Raw genomic sequence first — 17,509 nt, 5'->3', positions numbered from 1 at the left:
CTAGCGCCGCGCGCGGTGGGTGATCAGGGCCTTGGCGTCAGCCAGCGCCGTCTTGATATCCTTGTTTTGCGCCAGCACGCTTTCCAGTTCCATGTTGACGATGTCGCGCGCCACGGCGTCGAACTTGTCGACGCGGATGACGGGAATCTTCGCCGCCGTGTCGCGCGCCAGCAGGCGCGTCTTCTGGCCGCCGAAATACGCTTGCGGCTCGTCCATCATCGGGTCCGCATACGCGGCCTTCAGGGCCGGGAAGGCGCCGATCTCTTTCAGCGAGTGCAGCTGGATATCCTTGTTGACGGTCATGAACTTGATGAATTCCCAGGCCTGGGCTTTATTCGCCGCCTTTTTCGGAATGCCGTAGAAGGAGCCGCCGTACGACGCCAGCGCGCCGGCCGGCAGGTTCGCCGCGCGCCACTGGCCGGACGAAGCCGGCGCCAGCCACTTGGCCAGGTGGCCGCTGAGCCACGATCCCATCATCTGGCTGGCCACCTTGTCGCGTTTAAAACCTTCGGCCCATTCGCCCGTCCATGCCACGGTGCGCGCATCGATGCCAGCGATCCTGGCCGCCCTGGCCAGCTCGAACGCTTTCACGAAACGGGGCGAGTCGACCAGCACCTGCCCCTTGTCGCCAAAGTAAATGCCTTCGCCATCTTTCAGATTGGCGCGGATATAAATGTCGGCCAGGTCGCTGGCGCCGGCCAGCAGATAGGTGCCCGTGGCGGCCTTGAGCTTCTTGCCGGCGGCGATGTACGATTCCCACGAAGCCGTCAAATCGCTTTCCTTGATGCCCGCCTTGTCCATCAAGTCCTTGCGGTAGAACAAAGTGCCCGGTCCCAGGTCTGCCGGCATGGCGCCCAGGGTGCCGCGCGAACTGGTCGCCTGCACGAAGGTGAAGGGCACGAACTGGGCGCGGTACTGCCCTGCCCCGTATGGCGCTTGCAACAGGTCTTCCATGCCCTTCGATTCGGCGAAGCTGCCGACATAGCGGAAGTCGATGGCCATCACGTCGGGCAGGCGCGCGCCAGCCGCCAGCGCCGTCGTCATCGAGTTATGGTGGTCGTCGATCTGCAGGCTGACCAGCTTGACCTTCACTTGCGGGTACAGTTTTTCCCACAGGGGCAAGGCCGTCTTGACGGCGCGGTCCAGGTCGGGAAAGGAGGCGACGGTGATCGTGGCCGGAGCCAGGGCAGGCAACGGTGCGGCAGGCGGGGCGGCGGCGGCGGCGGCGGCGGCCACGCCACAGGCCAGGGTCAGCGCGGCCAGGGGGGCGGCACCAAGGATGCTTGACTTCATTATTTCATCTCCGTTTATTGAGCGTCTTCTATCTTGAAAACGTTTTCACAACATGCGTCCATTTAACACCGCAAAGAAAATCAAGTCAACCGAAAAAGTTGTCATTTTTATCGAGGGTGGCGTGGCAAGTTGCACGCCGTGGCGCGTGTTCTCCTATGAGAAAACGCAAAATTTCGTCATTTGAGCCGCCGTTGTTTTTTGTGAAAACGTTTTCATAATTGGATCGGGATAGCGCGCCAACGCGTAACCCGACGTGCACGGCCAACAATATGTCGGGTTACGCCCGCAGGGCTAACCCGACCTACGGCCCACCGTGGGCATTTATGGTAATCTTTCAATGAAAAGGTTTTCAGAACACTGACGACCAGCCATCTTGATACCCAGGAACCACCTTGAACGATAGCGACCACGCCGCCTCTCCCTCCACCCTGCTCGACGTGGCCCGCCAGGCCGGCGTGTCGCCCAGCACCGTTTCGCGCATCCTGAACGGCACGGCCAGGGTGTCTGACGACAAGCGCGACGCCGTGCTGGCGGCGATTGCCCACATGAAATTCGCGCCGAACCAGATGGCGCAGGGGCTGAAAAAGGGCCGCTCGATGACCATCGGCATCGTGGTGCAGGATATTTCCAGCCCCTTCTTCGATGAAAGCCTGCGCGGCGTGGACGATGGATTGAAAGACACGGGCTACGCGTCCGTCATCGTCAGCGGGCACTGGAATGCGCAGGAAGAAGCGGATCGCATCCGTCTGCTGCTGGCGAGAAAGGTGGACGGCATCATCCTGCTGTCGGGGCGCATCTCGGACGAGAGCGTGCTTGATTTCTCGCAGCAGCGGCCCATCGTCTCGACGGGCCGCCTGCTGGCGACCAAAAGCGCCATCGGCTTCAAGCTCGACAACGAATACGGCGCCTACCTGGCCGTGCGCCACTTGATCGAACTGGGCCACCGCCGCATCGCGTTTGTCGCCGGGCCCGCCAACAACACGGATGCGGCCGAGCGCCTGACGGGCTACCAGCGCGCGCTGCGCGAAGCGGACATCGCCATCGACCCGAAGCTGATGGCGGAAGGTGATTTCCACGAGGCAAGCGGCATGCTGGCCATGAACCACTTGTTTGATACGCAGCAGCAGTTCAGCGCCGTCTTCGCCGCCAACGACCTGTCCGCCTATGGCGTGCGCCTATGTTTGTACCGCAAGGGCATCCGCGTGCCCGACGACATCTCGCTCGTCGGTTTCGATGACTTGCCCGGCTCGTCCTACACGACGCCGCCGCTGACGACCATCCACCAGCCCCTGTACGACATCGGCCGCATCGCCACGGAAGCGCTGCTGGGGCTGATCAATGGCGAGGCCGTGCAGGCGGCGATACCTCCTCTGGAACTGATCGTCAGGGAAACTACCCGACGTGTTCGCTAGGTCTGGCGCTGAACGAGAATCACTACGCCAGCAGCATCCACGACGCGTGCGGGAATCTGCAGCAATGGCGCATCCGCTTTACAATAGTGGCTCGTTCAGCAAGAATGCTTGGTTCAAGCACGCAAGGCTCAACCCTCCGGCCCGGGCCGGAAGACTCCGAACACTCACCATAAAGGGACATCACATGGAACATACTCTGCCACCACTGCCGTATGAAATGGACGCTCTGGCGCCGCATATTTCGAAAGAAACCCTGGAATACCACTATGCCAAGCATCACCAGGCGTATGTCACCAACTTGAACAACCTGATCAAGGGCACCGAGTTCGAAAACCTGTCGCTGGAAGAAATCATCAAGAAATCGTCGGGCGGCATTTTCAACAACGCGGCACAAGTATGGAACCACACCTTCTACTGGAACGGCATGAAGCCGGCCGGCGGCGGCGCGCCTACCGGTGCCGTGGCTGACGCGATCAACGCCAAATGGTCGTCGTTCGACAAGTTCAAGGAAGAATTCACCAAGTCGTGCGTGGGCAACTTCGGTTCGGGCTGGACCTGGCTGGTGCAAAAAGCCGACGGTTCCGTCGACATCGTCAACACCTCGAACGCCGGCTGCCCGCTGACCACCGGCGACAAGCCGCTGCTGACCTGCGACGTCTGGGAACACGCTTACTACATCGACTACCGCAACCTGCGCGCCAAGTACGTGGAAACGTTCTGGGGCCTGGTCAACTGGGATTTCGTTGCCAAGAACTTCGCGTAAGCGGTTCCTGACAACGTAAAACGGACGCGCCCGCGGCATTCGCCGCTGCGGCGCACCAAAAGAAGCCTGTGCTTGCGAGCGCGGGCTTTTTTTATGTCCACGCAGAAAGTAGATGCGGGCGGCACACACTGGTCAAGCGAACAAGATCAGCATGCGCGATGTTATAAGATACGCAAGCGCACGCCCGTGCTTGCCGGCCAGCCTCGCCGCCATCCCTTGCTGAAAGAAAACAATGAAAAAATTCATGCTTGCCCTGCTCGTGTTTGCCTCCGGTTCCGCCTTCGCCAACTCCGCCTGCGACACGCCGCGCAACGACTTCGACGGCCTGTATTGCCTTAACAAGGTGTACCAGGAAGCGGACAAGGAACTCAACGCCAACTACAAGAAACTGAGCGCCCAGCTCGATGCCGCCGGCAAGCAGAAGCTGAAATCGGGCCAGCTGGCGTGGATCAGCAACCGCAACCAAAATTGCTCCAAACGCGAATCGTCGGGCTTTTATGTGAACCTCGATTGCGCCACCCAGACCACCATCGAACGCGCGCAATTCCTGCAAGACCGCGTGCGCGAATGCGTGAGCGCCGGCTGCCAGAACAGCAAACTATGATGTAACACTGCGCCAGCGCAAACGGGAGCGGGCGGCAAGCGCATAAACTGGCGGCTCCGACCTCTTCCCCGTTTGCGCCATGAGCAAGCTCGTCGACATTTCCCTGTCCCGGTGGGACGCCAGCGGCAGCGCCGCGCAGCAAGCGGCGGCGCTGCAGGCGCTCGAAGACGGGCAAGTCGTGCTGCTGCCCCGCCTGGCTTTCCCCCTGCAACAGGAAGAGCATGCCCTGCTGAACGGCGCTGTGGGTAGCGCCAGCAGCGCCAAGAACATCAGCTGGGAACCGGCGCGCGGCGTGCGGGGCCAGGGCGATGCCTGCGATGCGGCCCTGCTGGCCGCGCTGATGCGGCGCTATGCGCGACACACGCAGCACTTGCTGGCCGGCTTGCTGCCCGGCTATGTTCCCCACCTACAGCAAGGCAAGGGCAGCTTTCGCCCCGTGGAAATCGCCGGGCGCATCACCTCCTGGCGCAAGGACGATACGCGCCTGCACGTCGACAGCTTTCCCTCCTCGCCCACGCAAGGCCGGCGCATCCTGCGCGTCTTCACCAACATCCATCCGCGCGACGCGCCCCGCGTGTGGAAACTGGGCGCGCCATTCGAACAGGTGGCGCAGCATTTTTTACCCCTTGCAAAGCGTCCGCAACCCGTGCTGGCGGCGCTGCTGCAATGGCTGCACGTCACCAAGTCGCGGCGCACACCCTACGATCACTACATGCTGCAGCTGCACGACGCCATGAAGGCCGATCTCGCTTACCAGGCGCAGGTGGAGCAGCAAACGCATGCGTTCGCGCCGGGCCAGACGTGGATCGTCTTCAGCGACGCCGTATCGCACGCGGCCCTGCGGGGACAGCATGCGCTGGAGCAAACCTGGCTGCTGCCCGTGCGCGCCATGGCTGCGCCCGACAAGTCGCCGCTGGCCATCCTCGAACGCCAGTTGCAGCGGCCGCTGGCCTAGCCTGCGCTGGACTGGACTGATTAGGTCTGGCCTGATTGGTCCGGCCTGATGGGATCCGGCCTGATGGGGTCCGGCCTGATGGGGTCTGGCCAGGTCTCACACCCCGATCAAACCGGATTCAGGCCGGCAAACGGGCCGCCTTGAAGCGCCGCCAGGCCTTGTGCATGCGGCCATCGGCACCTTGCGCTTGCGCGCGCGCCGCCAGGTAGCCGCGCACAAAGGCCGCGTGCAGCCGCAATCCGTCCTGGGCGGACTGGTCAGCCTGGTCGGCCTGGCCAGCCTGAACTTCGGGCAATTGCTGCAGCAGCCGGTCGGCCACCTGCACATCGTTGAGCCAGCCCAGTTCATCCTGCAGCGCCGACAGCCGCCCCACATACGGCTTCACAGCCCGGCCCGCAAACAGCGAGGCAAAGAATTCCGTCGCATACCGCGTCTTCTTGGCCGCGATGCGCACCTGGTGGCGCTGCTGCGGCGTGGCATGCAGCAGGCGCTTGCCGCGCTTCATCAGGCGGCGCTGGTCCTTGCGCAGGGTGGCGCGGGCAAACGGCGACACGCGCGCGTCCAGGCGCCGCAATTGGCGCATGGAGCAACCGTCGCGCCATGCGCGCGCCTGCAGCCAGCGCTGCACGCCCAGCATGCAAGCCGTATAGCGCGCCGAAGTGACGGCCTGGGCCGCTTGTTGGTGCTTGAGCCGCGCCTGCGCGTGCGCCGCCTGTGCCAGCGCGGCCGCATCGGCCTGCGCCTCGCCATCGAGCTGCGCCAGGGTGTTACCAGCCAACACATCCCAGTCGCGCGCCTCGCCCAGCGCGCCGCCCAGCCAGTCGAGTTCCCCCTTCAAGGCGTCAGGCAGCACCAGCAGGGACTTGAACATACCCAGCGCCGAGCGCAAACGGCGCAGTCCCACGCGCATCTGGTGCACGCTTTCCACGTCTTCGCCCGCCGCCACGCCATCCTGGTTGCCGCTGACTTGCTCCAGGCAATTGCCGGCGATGGCCAGGAACACTTGCTCCACCGACATCGCCGCATCCAGCGCCAGCGGCTGCGCCTTGACCGCCTGCAGAGGCTGCGGCACCGCGAGACGGTAACCGCGTTCCGCCTTGCTCATGTGGCCCAGCTGCAGCGGCACGTCCTGCAGCAGCGCCAGCGCCACGTCGAACAGGCTGGAAGCTTGCCCCTGCTTCAATTCCAGTTCGACCTCGCTGACGGGCACGCTGCGCGCGGCCCCGTCCGTGCCGCTGTCAATGACGCCCTGGTCCAGCACGCATTCGATCTGATCGCCCTGCGGCGTGCGCAACTGCCAGACGGTGCGCTCGATGCGCGTGGTAAACACGGGCTGCAAGCCGTCGCGGACAGCGTCCTGGCGCAGCAGCGCGCGGACGGGTTGCTTGCGGCCGATGGCCGACTCGAGCGCGGCGAGATCCGGCTGCGGCCCCGGCACGTCGCCTTCCCATTCGTGGCGGCTGTGCAAGCCGCCATTGACCGTGCCGCCCGCCTTCAGGGTTTGCACCCAGTGTCCGTCCACCTGGCGCACGCGCAAGCCTGCGTGGTGGCGGCACAGCTGCAAATCGGGCGTATCGACATAGATATCGTGCATCTGCAGCACCTGCGGCGCACCTTGCGCAGTCTGCGCCAGCAGCGGGTGGGCGCGCAGGCGGGGCGCGTCTTGCGGCGCCAGCAGCAATTTCAATTCGATTTCCATGACCGCTCCTTGCGAGATTCCTGAACGCCCATTGTAAGGCGCGTCCCGCCGCGCGCAAGGCGCACGCACGCAGACCTTGATTTTGCGCCAAAATAGGCGATTCATTTACAAGGAGATGCCATGACCTACCACGCCGCCGAGAACCGCTACGACAGCATGCCATACCGTACGTGCGGGCGCAGCGGACTGAAACTGCCGCTGCTGTCCCTGGGGCTGTGGCACAACTTTGGCGACAGCAACAATCTGGCTTCGCAGCGCGACATGCTGCGCACGGCCTTCGACCTGGGCATCACGCATTTCGACCTGGCCAACAACTACGGCCCGCCGTATGGCAGCGCGGAAAGCAATTTCGGCAAGCTGCTGCGCGACGATTTTTTACCCTACCGCGATGAACTGATCATTTCCACCAAGGCGGGCTGGGACATGTGGCCAGGCCCGTACGGCCAGGGCGGCGGTTCGCGCAAATACGTGCTGGCCAGCCTGGACCAGAGCTTGCGGCGCCTGGGCCTCGATTACGTCGACATCTTTTACTCGCACCGCTACGACGCCGACACGCCGCTGGAAGAAACCATGGGCGCGCTGGCCACTGCCGTGCAGCAGGGCAAGGCGCTGTACGTGGGCCTGTCCTCGTATTCGCCGCAAAAGACGGCCGAGGCGGCCGCCCTGCTGAAAGAATGGAAAGTGCCGTGCCTGATCCACCAGCCCGCCTACAATATGCTCAACCGCTGGATCGAGGAAGACGGCTTGCTCGATACCTTGCAGCAAGAAGGCATGGGTTGCATCACGTTCACGGCGCTGGCGCAGGGTTTACTCAGCGACAAATACCTCGACGGCGTGCCGCAGGATGCGCGCGTCAACCGCCCCGGCGGCGGCTCGCTGCTGCAAAAACACCTGAGCGCGGAAAACCTGGCCCGCGTGCGCGCGCTGAACCAGATCGCCGCGCAGCGGGGCCAGACCCTGGCGCAGATGGCGCTGGCCTGGGTGCTGCGCGATCCGCGCGTCACCTCGACCCTGATCGGCGCGAGCAGCAGCGCGCAAATCCGCGAAAACGTGGCCGCGCTGCAGCAGTTGTCGTTCACGGCCGACGAGCTGGCCGCCATCGACGTGCAGGCGCGCGAAGGCCATATCAACCTGTGGGAAGGCCCGTCGCGGGCCGTGTAAGGCGTTCACGGTGGCGCTGGCGGCGAGATGGGTGGTGGCAGCAGGGCCAGCAGTTCCTGCGCCACCTGCCGGCGCCGTTCGGGCGTGGCGAACACGCCCACGTCCACGTGCGCGCCGCCAGCGCCGCTATCCTTGATCTGTATCAACTGGCGCGGCCACTGCGGCACGGCGATGCGCGTGCGCCACGGATAAAAATGGTGGCGCCGGCAGTGGCCGGCGCTGACCTGTTCGATGATCAGCTCGCCGTCGCGCAGGGCGATGTGCTCATAGTCGCGCGCATGGCGCAGGTAATGCAGCAAGGCAAGGGCCACCAGGCCCAGTTCGGCGAACGAAAAGACGGGAATGTACCAGAGGCCGCGCAGCGCGAAGGCGGCGGCAATCGTCAGGGAAAACAGGCAAAGCAAGCCATAGGCGCGCAATAACTGGCGCGCCGTCAAGGCACTGTGGCGCGCCAGCAGCCATTGCGGCTGCTCGCGCGAGTGATCGCGTGGCATGACGCCTCCCGCACTATCGCTCCATCACCCTATCACCGTGGCGGCCTTCGCCGCCGCCAGATTCCGCCAGGCCGTTCAGACCAGCTTGCGCCAGGGTCAGGCGCCCATGCGCACCAGCGCGTGGCCCACGTGCTGCCACCAGTGATCGCGCGACCTGACCTGTTTCAGGCAAGACGTGTCGATTTCCGAGGGAAACACGCGATCCTGGCACGCCTTCGTTTCCAGGGCATAGCGCTGGTTTTCCGCTGCCGCCAGGGCCACGACCAGCCAGAACGCCAGCGCCAGCAACATCACCAGCAAACTCCAGGCCAGGTGATTGGTGTTACTTTTTTCGCCAAAAAACTCGCGCGGCCGCGTCTCGCGGTACATCGACATCAAGTCTTTTTCTTTCTCTTCCGACATCTGCGTTTGCATCCTCTGACATCCTATCCTGTGCCGGCCGGCTGGCCATGGCGGCGCGCACGCCGCCTTGCCTGTATTTTACGCTGATGGCGCAGGAGGGACAGTAATTCGTGGGGGCAATTTCCCCTCGCCCTCCTCTGCCGGCGGCACGGGCGCCAGGCTTTCCACATGGTCGACGTCGATGTCGCCGCCATCGGGCGCCGTGTTGTGGGGTTCCACGCCGGCCCGCTCGCCTGTGCCGGCCGCATCGCTGTCGTTATCGAGCTCCTCCGCATCCTGGCCGGGCACGCCCTGCATGTCGCTGCCGCTGTCGGAACTGTCGCTGGGACCGAGCGCGCCCTTGCCATGGCCGCTGCCCAGCACGCGGTCGGAAGTGACGGGTAAATTGTCCGGGTCGAGTGAACTGCTGCTCATGGCCGACTCCCGTTAATCAAAAAACCAGCTTACTCCCCTGGCGCGGCCAGCGGCGCACGCCTGCACGGCATCTTCCCCAGGGGAAATGCGGCATCGCACAAATATTTTCAGAAATTACTTCACAAATGTACTATTCATTGCTATAGTTAATTCAAGTAAGCATCTTCTCATCCAGAAACTGCTTCATCGGCGGCACGGCGCCCACCAGCGCCCTGCCGACGAACCGACCGGTACGTGGCGATCCGGCCCATCCACCCAGCCATCATGCACATTTTGGAGTCTTATCATGCAAGCCAAATCACTCATCGCAGCATTGTTCGCCATCACCACCGCCGCTTCGGCTTTTGCCCAGAGCGCCGCGCCTGCCGCTACCAGCCAGCAACTCACGCGCGCTGACGTCACGGCCGAATACATCCGTGCCCGCAACGCCGGCGAAATCGCCACCAGCGAAGTCGACTATCCGAAAACGCCGGCCACCGCCGCCAGCAAGGTGACGCGCGAAGAAGTCATGGCCGAGTTCTACGCCGCCCGCAAGGCTGGCCTGATCCCGCAAACGGAAGCGGACTTTGACGTCGCGCAAACGACAAAACACGTCGTGAAATAAGAAACCAGTCAGCCGGTTTCAGTCAGTCAGTAACACACCTCAGTTGCGGCGCAGCACTCGGGCCACTCCCGAAGCTCACCGCGGCGAGCTGTCAGCAGCACCCCCAACATATCTCTCCCGGAGTCCCTGCATGTCCCTGCACCGCCGTTTGCTTGCCGCCAGCCTGATCCTTGCCTTGAGCGCTTGCGCCGACATGGGCCATATCGCGCCGCAATCGGCCATGCTCGATGCCAACAAGCTGAAAGCGAGCCAGGCCATGGATGCCGCCGCCAGTGCCGCCATACAATGGCCGCGCACGCAATGGTGGCAAGACTTGCACGATCCCCAATTGAACCGTTTGATGGATCAGGCGCTGGCCGACAGCCCCACCCTGCGCGGCGCCCAGGCGCGCGTGCGCCAGGCCGAAGCGCTGGCCGGCGCGGCGGAAGACAAGACGCGCCCGCAGGCGGACGCGAACGTCTCCATCAACCGCGAACTGTATTCGCAGCACGGCAGCACACCGGCCCCGCTGGCCGGCAACTACGCCTGGCGCAACCAGGCCACCGTCACGGCCTCGTACGACCTGGACCTGTGGGGCCGCAACCGCGCCGCCCTGTCCGCCGCCCTGGGCGACGTGCAGATGGCGTCGGCCGAATCGCAGATGGCCCGCCTGGCCCTGGAAACGGCGCTGGTGCGCACCTACATCCAGCTGTCGTATGAATTCCAGCTGCAGGACGTGATCGAACGCAGCCTGGCGCAGCGCGCCCGCATCCTCGACATCACGCGCCAGCGCAAGGCGGCCGGCATCGGCACGGACATTGACGTGGCGCAAATCGAAACCACCTTGCCGGCCGGTCGCCGCCAGCTGGAGCAGTCGGCCGAGTCGCTGGCCCTGCTGCGCAACCAGTTGGCCGCGCTGGCCGGCAAGGGTCCGGCCGCCGGTGCCGCGCTCACGCGCCCCGTGCTGCGCCTGGACCAGCCGCTGGCCATTCCCGCCGCCCTGCCGGCCGACCTGATCGGCCGCCGCCCCGACATCGCCGCCCAGCGCTGGAGAGTGGAAGCGGCGGCGCAGCGCATCGACGCAGCCAAGGCCGAGTTTTATCCGAACGTCAACCTGGTGGCCTTTGCCGGCTTCCAGGCCTTCGGCTTCAGCCATTTTCTCGACGCGAACTCGGACATCCGCGGCATCTCGCCCGCGCTGAGCCTGCCCATCTTTGCTGGCGCCCGTTTGCGCGCCCAGCTGGGCAGCCAGACGGCCGTGTACGACGGCGCCGTGGAGCAATACAACGCCACCGTCATCAATGCCATGTCGGACGTGGCCAATGCCGTTACCAAGGCACAATCGCTGGCCAGGCAGCACCAGCTGACCGTGCAGGCGCTGGCCACGGCGCAACGCGCGCGCGACCTGGCGGAAAAGGCGTACAAGGCGGGCATGAGCGACGCCATCGCCATGCTCAACACGCAAGTGGCGCTGCTGGCGGAAGAACAGCAGCAGGCGCAGAATGGGGCGCGCGAGCTCGATCTGTACGTTTCCTTGATGAATGCATTGGGAGGCGGCATCTAGGCTCGCGTTGCCCTAGCCCAACAAGATACAATCGGAGCTTTATTGATACATGAAGGAATATGACATGACCGCTTTTGACGCCACCTCCAAGCGGCTGCAAAACATCCGCACGCGCATGCCAGGCTTCCCCATGGAACTGATGCGCCTGCTGCGCATGACGTACCACATCCAAAAAGGCATGAAGGACCTGACCAATGCCGCGCTGAAAAAGCACGACCTGGTCGATGCCAGCTACATGGTGCTGGCCGTGCTGTACGGCACGGAAGACGAAACCTCGAACGCCTGCACCCTGGGCATGGCCTGTCACGAAAAGCCGGCCAACCTGACGCGCGTGTGCAACGACCTGGAAACGCGCGGCCTGATCCACCGCGGCACGCGCCCCGGCGACCGCCGCTCGGTGATGATCTCGCTGACCGACAAGGGCCGCGCCCTGATCGAAACGGCGCTGCCCGACGTGTACCAGGAAACCTCGGCCCTGTATGAGGGTTTTACTGAAGAAGAGCTGCAAGTGCTCGACAAGCTGTACGTGCGCCAGTTGCGCAACCTCAACAATCTCAACAACCAGAACTGATAGCCTATCGATGACGCCAGCCACAACACCTACATTTGGGCCCCTGACCCGGGCGGCCCGCTGGCTGGCGCTGGCGCTGCAAGACTGGCGCACGACGGAAGGCGAACGCTGGATCTACGTCGGCAAGACCCTCATCGCATCGTTCTGCGCCTTGTGGCTGGCCTACCGCCTGGGCCTCGATTCACCGAGCACGGCGATGACCACCACCATCATCCTGGCCCTGCCCAGCAGCGGCATGGTGCTGGAAAAAAGCTTTTACCGCCTGTGCGGCACCCTGCTCGGATGCACGGCCGCGCTGACCCTGATCGGCCTGTTCCCGCAGCAGCCGGTGCTGCTGTTCGCCGGCCTGGCCCTGTGGGTGGGCCTGTGCACGAGCGGCTCGGCCCTGCACCGCAACGCCCAGTCCTACGTGTACGTGCTGGCCGGCTACACGGCCTGCATGATCGTGCTGCCCGCCATCGAGCAGCCGACGCAGGTGTTTTCGCTGGCCGTCACGCGCGTGGCCGAAGTGGGTCTGGGCATCATCTGCTCGGCAGCGGTGTCCAGCGTGCTGCTGCCGCGCCACCAGGGCACGCAGGTGATGCGCACGGTGCAAGCGCGCTACGGCAAATTCCTCGCCTTTTGCCAGGACGTGCTGCAGCAAAAACTCACGCCGGCCCAGGTGGAACTGACGCATCTGCAGTTTGCCGCCGACGTGGCGGCGCTGGAACTGGGCCGCTCGGCCGCCCTGTTCGAAGTGACCAGCAAGGTGAGCCACGTGCGCGCGCAAAACCGCAAGCTGCACGCCTTCAACGCCACCTTCATGACGGCGCTGACCACCTTCTATACCTTCCACCGCCTGTTCGACCGCCTGCAGCGCGACGGCGAAACACAAGTCATGCAGGCGTGCGCGCCCCTGTACGCCATCGTTGCCGAGGCGCTGCAAACGACGCCCTCGCAAGACTCGCTCGACACCATGCAGCTGCATCTGCAAACGGCGCTGGGCCAGGCGCGCGCAGACATTGATGTGGCGCATATCAAGCATGCGCAGCAGATCGACTTCGACACCGTCTGCGAGCTGCTCGAGCGCTTTGCGCGCGACATGAGCCGCTTTCACGAAGTGTATTTCAGCCTGGCGCACGATACGCCGCTCGAAGTGAGCACGCCGCAGGCGTATGCGCCGAAGACGCCGCCCGCGCTGGTGATCGCCAGCGGCGCGCGCGCCGGCATCAGCCTGGCCCTGCTGGCGCTGGGCGCCTACTTCCTCGCCTGGTCCTATGCCGGCACGGCGATGCTGATGGCAGCCGTGTTCTGCGCGCTGGCGTCGTCCTCGCCGCGCCCCATCCTGATGATCCGGCAAGTGCTGGCGGGCTTTTTGATCGCCATGCCCCTGTCGCTCGTGTGCGTGTACTTCGTGCTGCTGCACGGCGACGGCTTCCCCATGCTGGTGCTCAGTTTTGCGCCCTTCCTGGCCGTCGGCCTGTACCTGATGACGAATCCCGCCAAGCTGGGCGTGGGCCTGGGCGTGTCGACCTTCATCACGCAGATGGCGCCGCTGAACGTCATGCGCGTCGACGGCGCCGGCTTTCTCAACACGGGCATGGCGCTGATCGTCGGCCTGATGCTGGCCGCCCTCGTGTTTGCCGTGCTGCTGCCAGAGCACACGATGGGCCACAAGGACCATATCGGCCGGGCACTGTGGCGCGAAGCGCTGCATGCGTGCACGGCCCCGGCGCGGCGCGTGAAACACCGCTTCGACAACCGCGTGCGCGACCTGCTCAGCCAGCTCAATGCGGCGGCCGGCCCGGCGCCGGGCGAAGCCACGCGCGCCGTCGTGCGCCAGGCCCTGACCCTGCTGGAAATCGGCCATTCCGTGATCGAATTGCGCGAACTGATCGCGACCGCCCGCCCGGGCGCCACGCGCCACGCGCTGCAGCAGTGCGTGGACCACATCGCCGGCTGGCTGCGCACGCGCGGCGATGCGCAGCTGCAGGCGGCGCTGGCCGCCACCCTGCAGGCGGGCGCCGTGGTGCGTGCGGCGCAGGCCGAAGCGGGTGCGACACAGGAACGCGGCGCGCGCCTGCAGACGGCGCTGGCCGACCTGCATTCGATCTACACCTCATTGCTCGACCACATGGCGCCTGGCGCCGGAGACCACCATGCCGCGTGAATTCGCCCTGTTCGGAATACTGATTCCCACCCTGCTGCCCCTGTTCATCCTCAGCATCGGCCTGCAAACCCTGCTCGACCGCGTGCTGGGCTGGCTGGGCGTGTACCGCATGGTGTGGCACCCGTCGCTGGCGCGGCTGTGCATCTTCATCGCCATCTTCGGCGCGCTGGCGCTATCGCTTTACAAATAAAAAAAACTGTTCAACCCGATCAAGGAAAGGCTGCCGACATGGTAAGCAAACTGACCCGCTATGCAATCACCCTGCTGCTACTGGCCGCAGCCCTGTGGATAGGCAAGACCGTCTGGGACCGCTACATGGAGTCGCCATGGACGCGCGACGGGCGCATCAAGGCCGACATCGTCAACATCAGCGCCGACGTGGCCGGCACCGTCACGGACGTGCTGGTGCGCGACAACCAGGTGGTGCAAAAGGGAGATATCCTGTTCGTCGTCGACAAGGAGCGCTATGCGAGCGCGCTGGCGCAGGCCAACGCCGTGTTGGCCGCGCAAAAAACGGAGCTGGGCCGCCGCGGCAAGGAAGCACAGCGCCGCGCAGGCCTTGACGCCAGCATCATCTCGACGGAAAGCCGCGAAAGCGCCGCGTTTGCCGCCACCTCGGCCTCGTCGCAGGTGCAGGCCGCCGTGGCCGCGCGCGCGCTGGCGCAACTGAACCTGGAACGCACCACCGTGCGCGCCCCCGTCAGCGGCTACGTGACCAACCTGAACGTGCACAAGGGCGATTTTGCCGCCGTCGGCGCCCCCAAGCTGGCCGTCATCGACAGCGCCTCGTACTATGTCGTCGGCTACTTCGAAGAGACCAAGCTGGGCATGCTGGCGCAGGACGACAAGGCGGAAATGAACCTGATGAGCGGCGGCACCCTGCACGGCCACATCGAAAGCATCGCGCGCGGCATCACCGACCGCGACGCCGCCACGGGCCGCGAACTGCTGGCCGACGTCAATCCCACCTTCAACTGGGTGCGCCTGGCGCAGCGCGTGCCCGTGCGCATCCACATCGATGAGCAAGACAGGAATCAGGTCCTGGTGGCCGGCACCACCTGCACCGTGGTGATCACGCCCCACTCGGCGCCGCATTCGGCACCGGCGCCGAAACCGGCGGCCGCGCACCCCGCATGAGCGGCGGCGCCGGGCGCCTGGCGGAAATCGCCCTGTTCCTCGATGCCGCGGTGCTGGGCAGCTTTTCCGCGGCCGGCCGCAAGCACGGCCTGTCGCCGGCCGCCGCCAGCGCCGCCATCGCGCGCCTGGAAGCGGCGCTGGGCGCCACCCTGTTCGAGCGCACCACGCGCCAGCTGCGCCTGACGGAAGAAGGTGCGCACTACCGCCAGTACAGCGAACAGGCGCTGGACTTGCTGGCGCAGGCCGAAGACGGCTTGCACGGGGGCGGCGGCGCCGTGCGCGGCCTGGTGCGCATCTCGGCGCCGTCCGACATCGGCCGCCAGCTGCTGCTGCCCATGCTCGACCGCTTTGCCGCGCTGTACCCGCAGGTGCGCCATGCGCTGACCCTGACGGACATGACGGCCAGGCTGGTGCAGGACGAGGTCGACCTGGCCATCCGCTACGGCGAGCTGCCCGACAGCGAGATGGTGGCGCGCCTGCTGCACCCGGGCCGGCGCGTCGTCTGCGTGGCGCCCGCGCTGGCCGCCAGGGTCGGCGTGCCGGCCACGCCGCGCGACCTGGCGCTGCTGCCCACCCTCGTGCTCACGGCGGGCGACGGCGCGCCGCAGGACTGGCGCTACCGCGAAGACGGCAAGCGCCACAGCCTGCGCCTGCAGGGCGCCTGGCACAGCAACGACGGCGAAATCATCCGCCGCTGGGCCGTGGCCGGCCATGGCTATGCCTACAAATCCCTGCTCGACATCGGCGACGACCTGCGCGCGGGGCGCTTGCAAACGGTGCTCGACGATTACTTTGCCGACAGCGTTCCCCTGCACCTGCTGTACCGACGCAGCCGCTTCCAGCCGCCGCGCGTCGCCCTGCTGGCCGACTTCCTCGTGCAGCAGTTCGCCGCGCTGCAAGCCTGACGGCCGCCCTTACTGGGGCAGCACGCCCAGCTGGCGCAGCAGGGTCAGGTTGTCTTCCAGGTGCCAGTTGTCGCTGATGCGTCCCTGCGCATTGACCTGATATAAATCAAACGCCTGGAAATCGATGGCTTGCCCCTGCCCGCGCAGCTCGCCCTGCGGCGTGGGAAAGACGCCCGTGAAATGGCCCGTGAAGTGCAGGCGCAGGGTCACCCGGCTTCCTGCCACCAGCATGTCCTCGATGGCCACCTGCAGATCCGGCACGGCCGCGTGGAACACCTGCGACGCCTGCAGCGGGCCGGCCAGTCCCTGCGGCCGGCCGGCAGGCAAGGTGCGGTCCGTAAAATCGTCGGCCAGCGCTAGGCGCGCCAGGGCCGGGTCGCCACTTTCCCAGAACTCGGCATAGCGGCGCGCCGCCAGCACTACCGTGGCATCGGCTTGCGCGCCGGACAAATGGGCGGGCATGGGCAGCTTGGCGGCGGCATGGGCCGGCGTGGCAGCCAGCAGCGACAGGGCCAGGATGGCGGGAGCAAAAGAAGAAACAGGCATGGTCATTCCAGGTGAGTTGATCGGCGTGCAGATGGCACACCGCCATTCTGGACTCGCTTGCCCCGCCTGATAATTGGCCCAGCGTTTGAATCAATTGCTTGCAGCAGTTGAAAATAAGTTGAAAATGCGTTGAAAATCAGCGCCCGCCGGCCACGTCGAGGATGCTGCCCGTCACATACGTGGCGCCCGGCCCCAGCAGGTAGAGGATGGCGCCGGCGATTTCTTCCGGCTGGCCGCCAGACGCGTGGATGTCCGTATAGATGATGCCGGGCCGCACGCCGTTGACGCGGATGCCTTCGGCCGCCACTTCCTGCGCCAGCCCGAGGGTCAGGGTATCGACGGCGCCCTTGGAAGCGGCGTAATCGATGTATTCGCCCGGGGAACCGATGCGCGCGGCCACCGACGAGACGTTCACGATGCGCCCGCCCTGCCCGCCGTTCGCCGTCGACATGCGCCGCACGGCCTGCTGGCAGCACAAAAAGTAACTGATCACGTTGGTGCGCAGCACGCGCTCCAGGCGCTGCACGGAAATGTCGGCCAGCCGGCATTTCTGCTCCAGCACGCCCACATTGTTGACCAGCGCCGTGAGCGTGCCCAGGCGCGCATCGATCTCGGCAAACAGGCGCGCCACGTCGGCCTCGTCGCTGACGTCGGCCTGCACGGCAATCGCTTCGCCGCCCTCGGCCACGATGCGCGCGCACAGCGCTTCTGCCGCCTGCGCATCGCGCACATAGTTGACGCACACGGCATAGCCCTGGCGCGCCGCCAGCAGCGCCGTCGCCGCGCCGATGCCGCGGCTGCTGCCGGTAATCAGGATCACTTCCTTCATCGTCCCTCCTTGGTGGTTGTCACATCAT

19 protein-coding genes are annotated in these 17,509 nt (G+C 65.2%); 12 read left to right on the top strand and 7 right to left on the bottom strand.

Going from position 1 to position 17,509, the window contains the following annotated elements:
* A complete protein-coding gene (locus AC07X6_RS06925) occupies positions 1-1,293 on the bottom strand; it encodes an extracellular solute-binding protein (RefSeq protein ID WP_494790481.1) in 1,293 nt (430 codons plus the stop codon).
* A gap of 392 nt (positions 1,294-1,685) precedes the next feature.
* On the opposite strand from AC07X6_RS06925, the gene AC07X6_RS06920 reads away from it, so the two are divergent.
* The 4 genes from AC07X6_RS06920 to kdoO all read left to right on the top strand — a co-directional run bounded on the left by AC07X6_RS06920 (position 1,686) and on the right by kdoO (position 5,027).
* On the top strand, positions 1,686-2,705 hold the full coding sequence (locus AC07X6_RS06920) for a LacI family DNA-binding transcriptional regulator (protein WP_230538454.1): 1,020 nt from the start codon (positions 1,686-1,688) through the stop codon (positions 2,703-2,705).
* A gap of 184 nt (positions 2,706-2,889) precedes the next feature.
* On the top strand, positions 2,890-3,468 hold the full coding sequence (locus tag AC07X6_RS06915; protein WP_070224622.1) for a superoxide dismutase: 579 nt from the start codon (positions 2,890-2,892) through the stop codon (positions 3,466-3,468).
* A 244-nt stretch (positions 3,469-3,712) separates the two neighbouring features.
* On the top strand, positions 3,713-4,072 hold the full coding sequence (locus AC07X6_RS06910) for a lysozyme inhibitor LprI family protein (protein WP_230538456.1): 360 nt from the start codon (positions 3,713-3,715) through the stop codon (positions 4,070-4,072).
* 79 nt (positions 4,073-4,151) lie between these two features.
* Positions 4,152-5,027 carry a Kdo hydroxylase KdoO gene (gene kdoO / locus AC07X6_RS06905; protein WP_494790480.1) on the top strand — a complete coding sequence of 292 codons (876 nt, stop codon included), beginning with the start codon at positions 4,152-4,154 and terminating at the stop codon, positions 5,025-5,027.
* Positions 5,028-5,145: 118 nt separating this feature from the next.
* On the opposite strand, the gene AC07X6_RS06900 is transcribed toward kdoO, so the two are convergent.
* Positions 5,146-6,726: a CYTH and CHAD domain-containing protein gene (locus AC07X6_RS06900; protein ID WP_494790479.1), complete on the bottom strand. Its 1,581-nt coding sequence runs from the start codon at positions 6,724-6,726 to the stop codon at positions 5,146-5,148.
* Between the two features lie 120 nt (positions 6,727-6,846).
* Here AC07X6_RS06900 and mgrA point away from each other — a divergent pair, with 120 nt between their 5' ends.
* A complete protein-coding gene (gene mgrA / locus AC07X6_RS06895; protein ID WP_474295355.1) occupies positions 6,847-7,887 on the top strand; it encodes an L-glyceraldehyde 3-phosphate reductase in 1,041 nt (346 codons plus the stop codon).
* A 5-nt stretch (positions 7,888-7,892) separates the two neighbouring features.
* On the opposite strand, the gene AC07X6_RS06890 is transcribed toward mgrA, so the two are convergent.
* From AC07X6_RS06890 to AC07X6_RS06880, 3 genes are all read right to left on the bottom strand, one after another.
* Positions 7,893-8,381, bottom strand: coding sequence for a DUF2244 domain-containing protein (locus tag AC07X6_RS06890; protein WP_230538460.1), 489 nt, complete (start codon positions 8,379-8,381; stop codon positions 7,893-7,895).
* A 96-nt stretch (positions 8,382-8,477) separates the two neighbouring features.
* Positions 8,478-8,795 carry a hypothetical protein gene (locus tag AC07X6_RS06885; RefSeq protein ID WP_494790478.1) on the bottom strand — a complete coding sequence of 106 codons (318 nt, stop codon included), beginning with the start codon at positions 8,793-8,795 and terminating at the stop codon, positions 8,478-8,480.
* A 66-nt stretch (positions 8,796-8,861) separates the two neighbouring features.
* The gene (locus AC07X6_RS06880; RefSeq protein ID WP_230538462.1) at positions 8,862-9,197 is read right to left on the bottom strand and encodes a hypothetical protein; all 336 of its coding nucleotides are present in this window, start codon (positions 9,195-9,197) and stop codon (positions 8,862-8,864) included.
* Between the two features lie 286 nt (positions 9,198-9,483).
* On the opposite strand from AC07X6_RS06880, the gene AC07X6_RS06875 reads away from it, so the two are divergent.
* From AC07X6_RS06875 to AC07X6_RS06845, 7 genes are all read left to right on the top strand, one after another.
* Positions 9,484-9,801, top strand: a complete 318-nt coding sequence (locus AC07X6_RS06875; RefSeq protein WP_230538463.1) for a DUF4148 domain-containing protein — start codon at positions 9,484-9,486, stop codon at positions 9,799-9,801.
* A gap of 130 nt (positions 9,802-9,931) precedes the next feature.
* A complete protein-coding gene (locus tag AC07X6_RS06870; protein ID WP_494790477.1) occupies positions 9,932-11,344 on the top strand; it encodes an efflux transporter outer membrane subunit in 1,413 nt (470 codons plus the stop codon).
* A 64-nt stretch (positions 11,345-11,408) separates the two neighbouring features.
* Positions 11,409-11,915 carry a MarR family winged helix-turn-helix transcriptional regulator gene (locus tag AC07X6_RS06865; protein ID WP_230538465.1) on the top strand — a complete coding sequence of 169 codons (507 nt, stop codon included), beginning with the start codon at positions 11,409-11,411 and terminating at the stop codon, positions 11,913-11,915.
* A 10-nt stretch (positions 11,916-11,925) separates the two neighbouring features.
* A complete protein-coding gene (locus tag AC07X6_RS06860) occupies positions 11,926-14,064 on the top strand; it encodes an FUSC family protein (protein WP_494790476.1) in 2,139 nt (712 codons plus the stop codon).
* A complete protein-coding gene (locus tag AC07X6_RS06855; RefSeq protein ID WP_070224633.1) occupies positions 14,054-14,254 on the top strand; it encodes a DUF1656 domain-containing protein in 201 nt (66 codons plus the stop codon). Before AC07X6_RS06860 ends, AC07X6_RS06855 begins: the two co-directional genes overlap by 11 nt.
* Before the next feature lie 38 nt (positions 14,255-14,292).
* Positions 14,293-15,201, top strand: a complete 909-nt coding sequence (locus AC07X6_RS06850) for an efflux RND transporter periplasmic adaptor subunit (RefSeq protein WP_494790475.1) — start codon at positions 14,293-14,295, stop codon at positions 15,199-15,201.
* Positions 15,198-16,106: a LysR family transcriptional regulator gene (locus tag AC07X6_RS06845; RefSeq protein ID WP_494790474.1), complete on the top strand. Its 909-nt coding sequence runs from the start codon at positions 15,198-15,200 to the stop codon at positions 16,104-16,106. Before AC07X6_RS06850 ends, AC07X6_RS06845 begins: the two co-directional genes overlap by 4 nt.
* A gap of 9 nt (positions 16,107-16,115) precedes the next feature.
* Here the strand turns inward: AC07X6_RS06845 and AC07X6_RS06840 are convergent, their stop codons facing one another.
* Positions 16,116-16,658, bottom strand: a complete 543-nt coding sequence (locus AC07X6_RS06840; protein ID WP_494790473.1) for an ester cyclase — start codon at positions 16,656-16,658, stop codon at positions 16,116-16,118.
* 130 nt (positions 16,659-16,788) lie between these two features.
* On the bottom strand, positions 16,789-17,481 hold the full coding sequence (locus tag AC07X6_RS06835; protein ID WP_494790472.1) for an SDR family NAD(P)-dependent oxidoreductase: 693 nt from the start codon (positions 17,479-17,481) through the stop codon (positions 16,789-16,791).
* Positions 17,482-17,509: the final 28 nt, after the last annotated feature.

Source organism: Janthinobacterium sp. GW460-12-1-14-LB5 (genome assembly GCF_059423585.1).
This window is presented reverse-complemented; position numbering and strand designations above follow the sequence as displayed.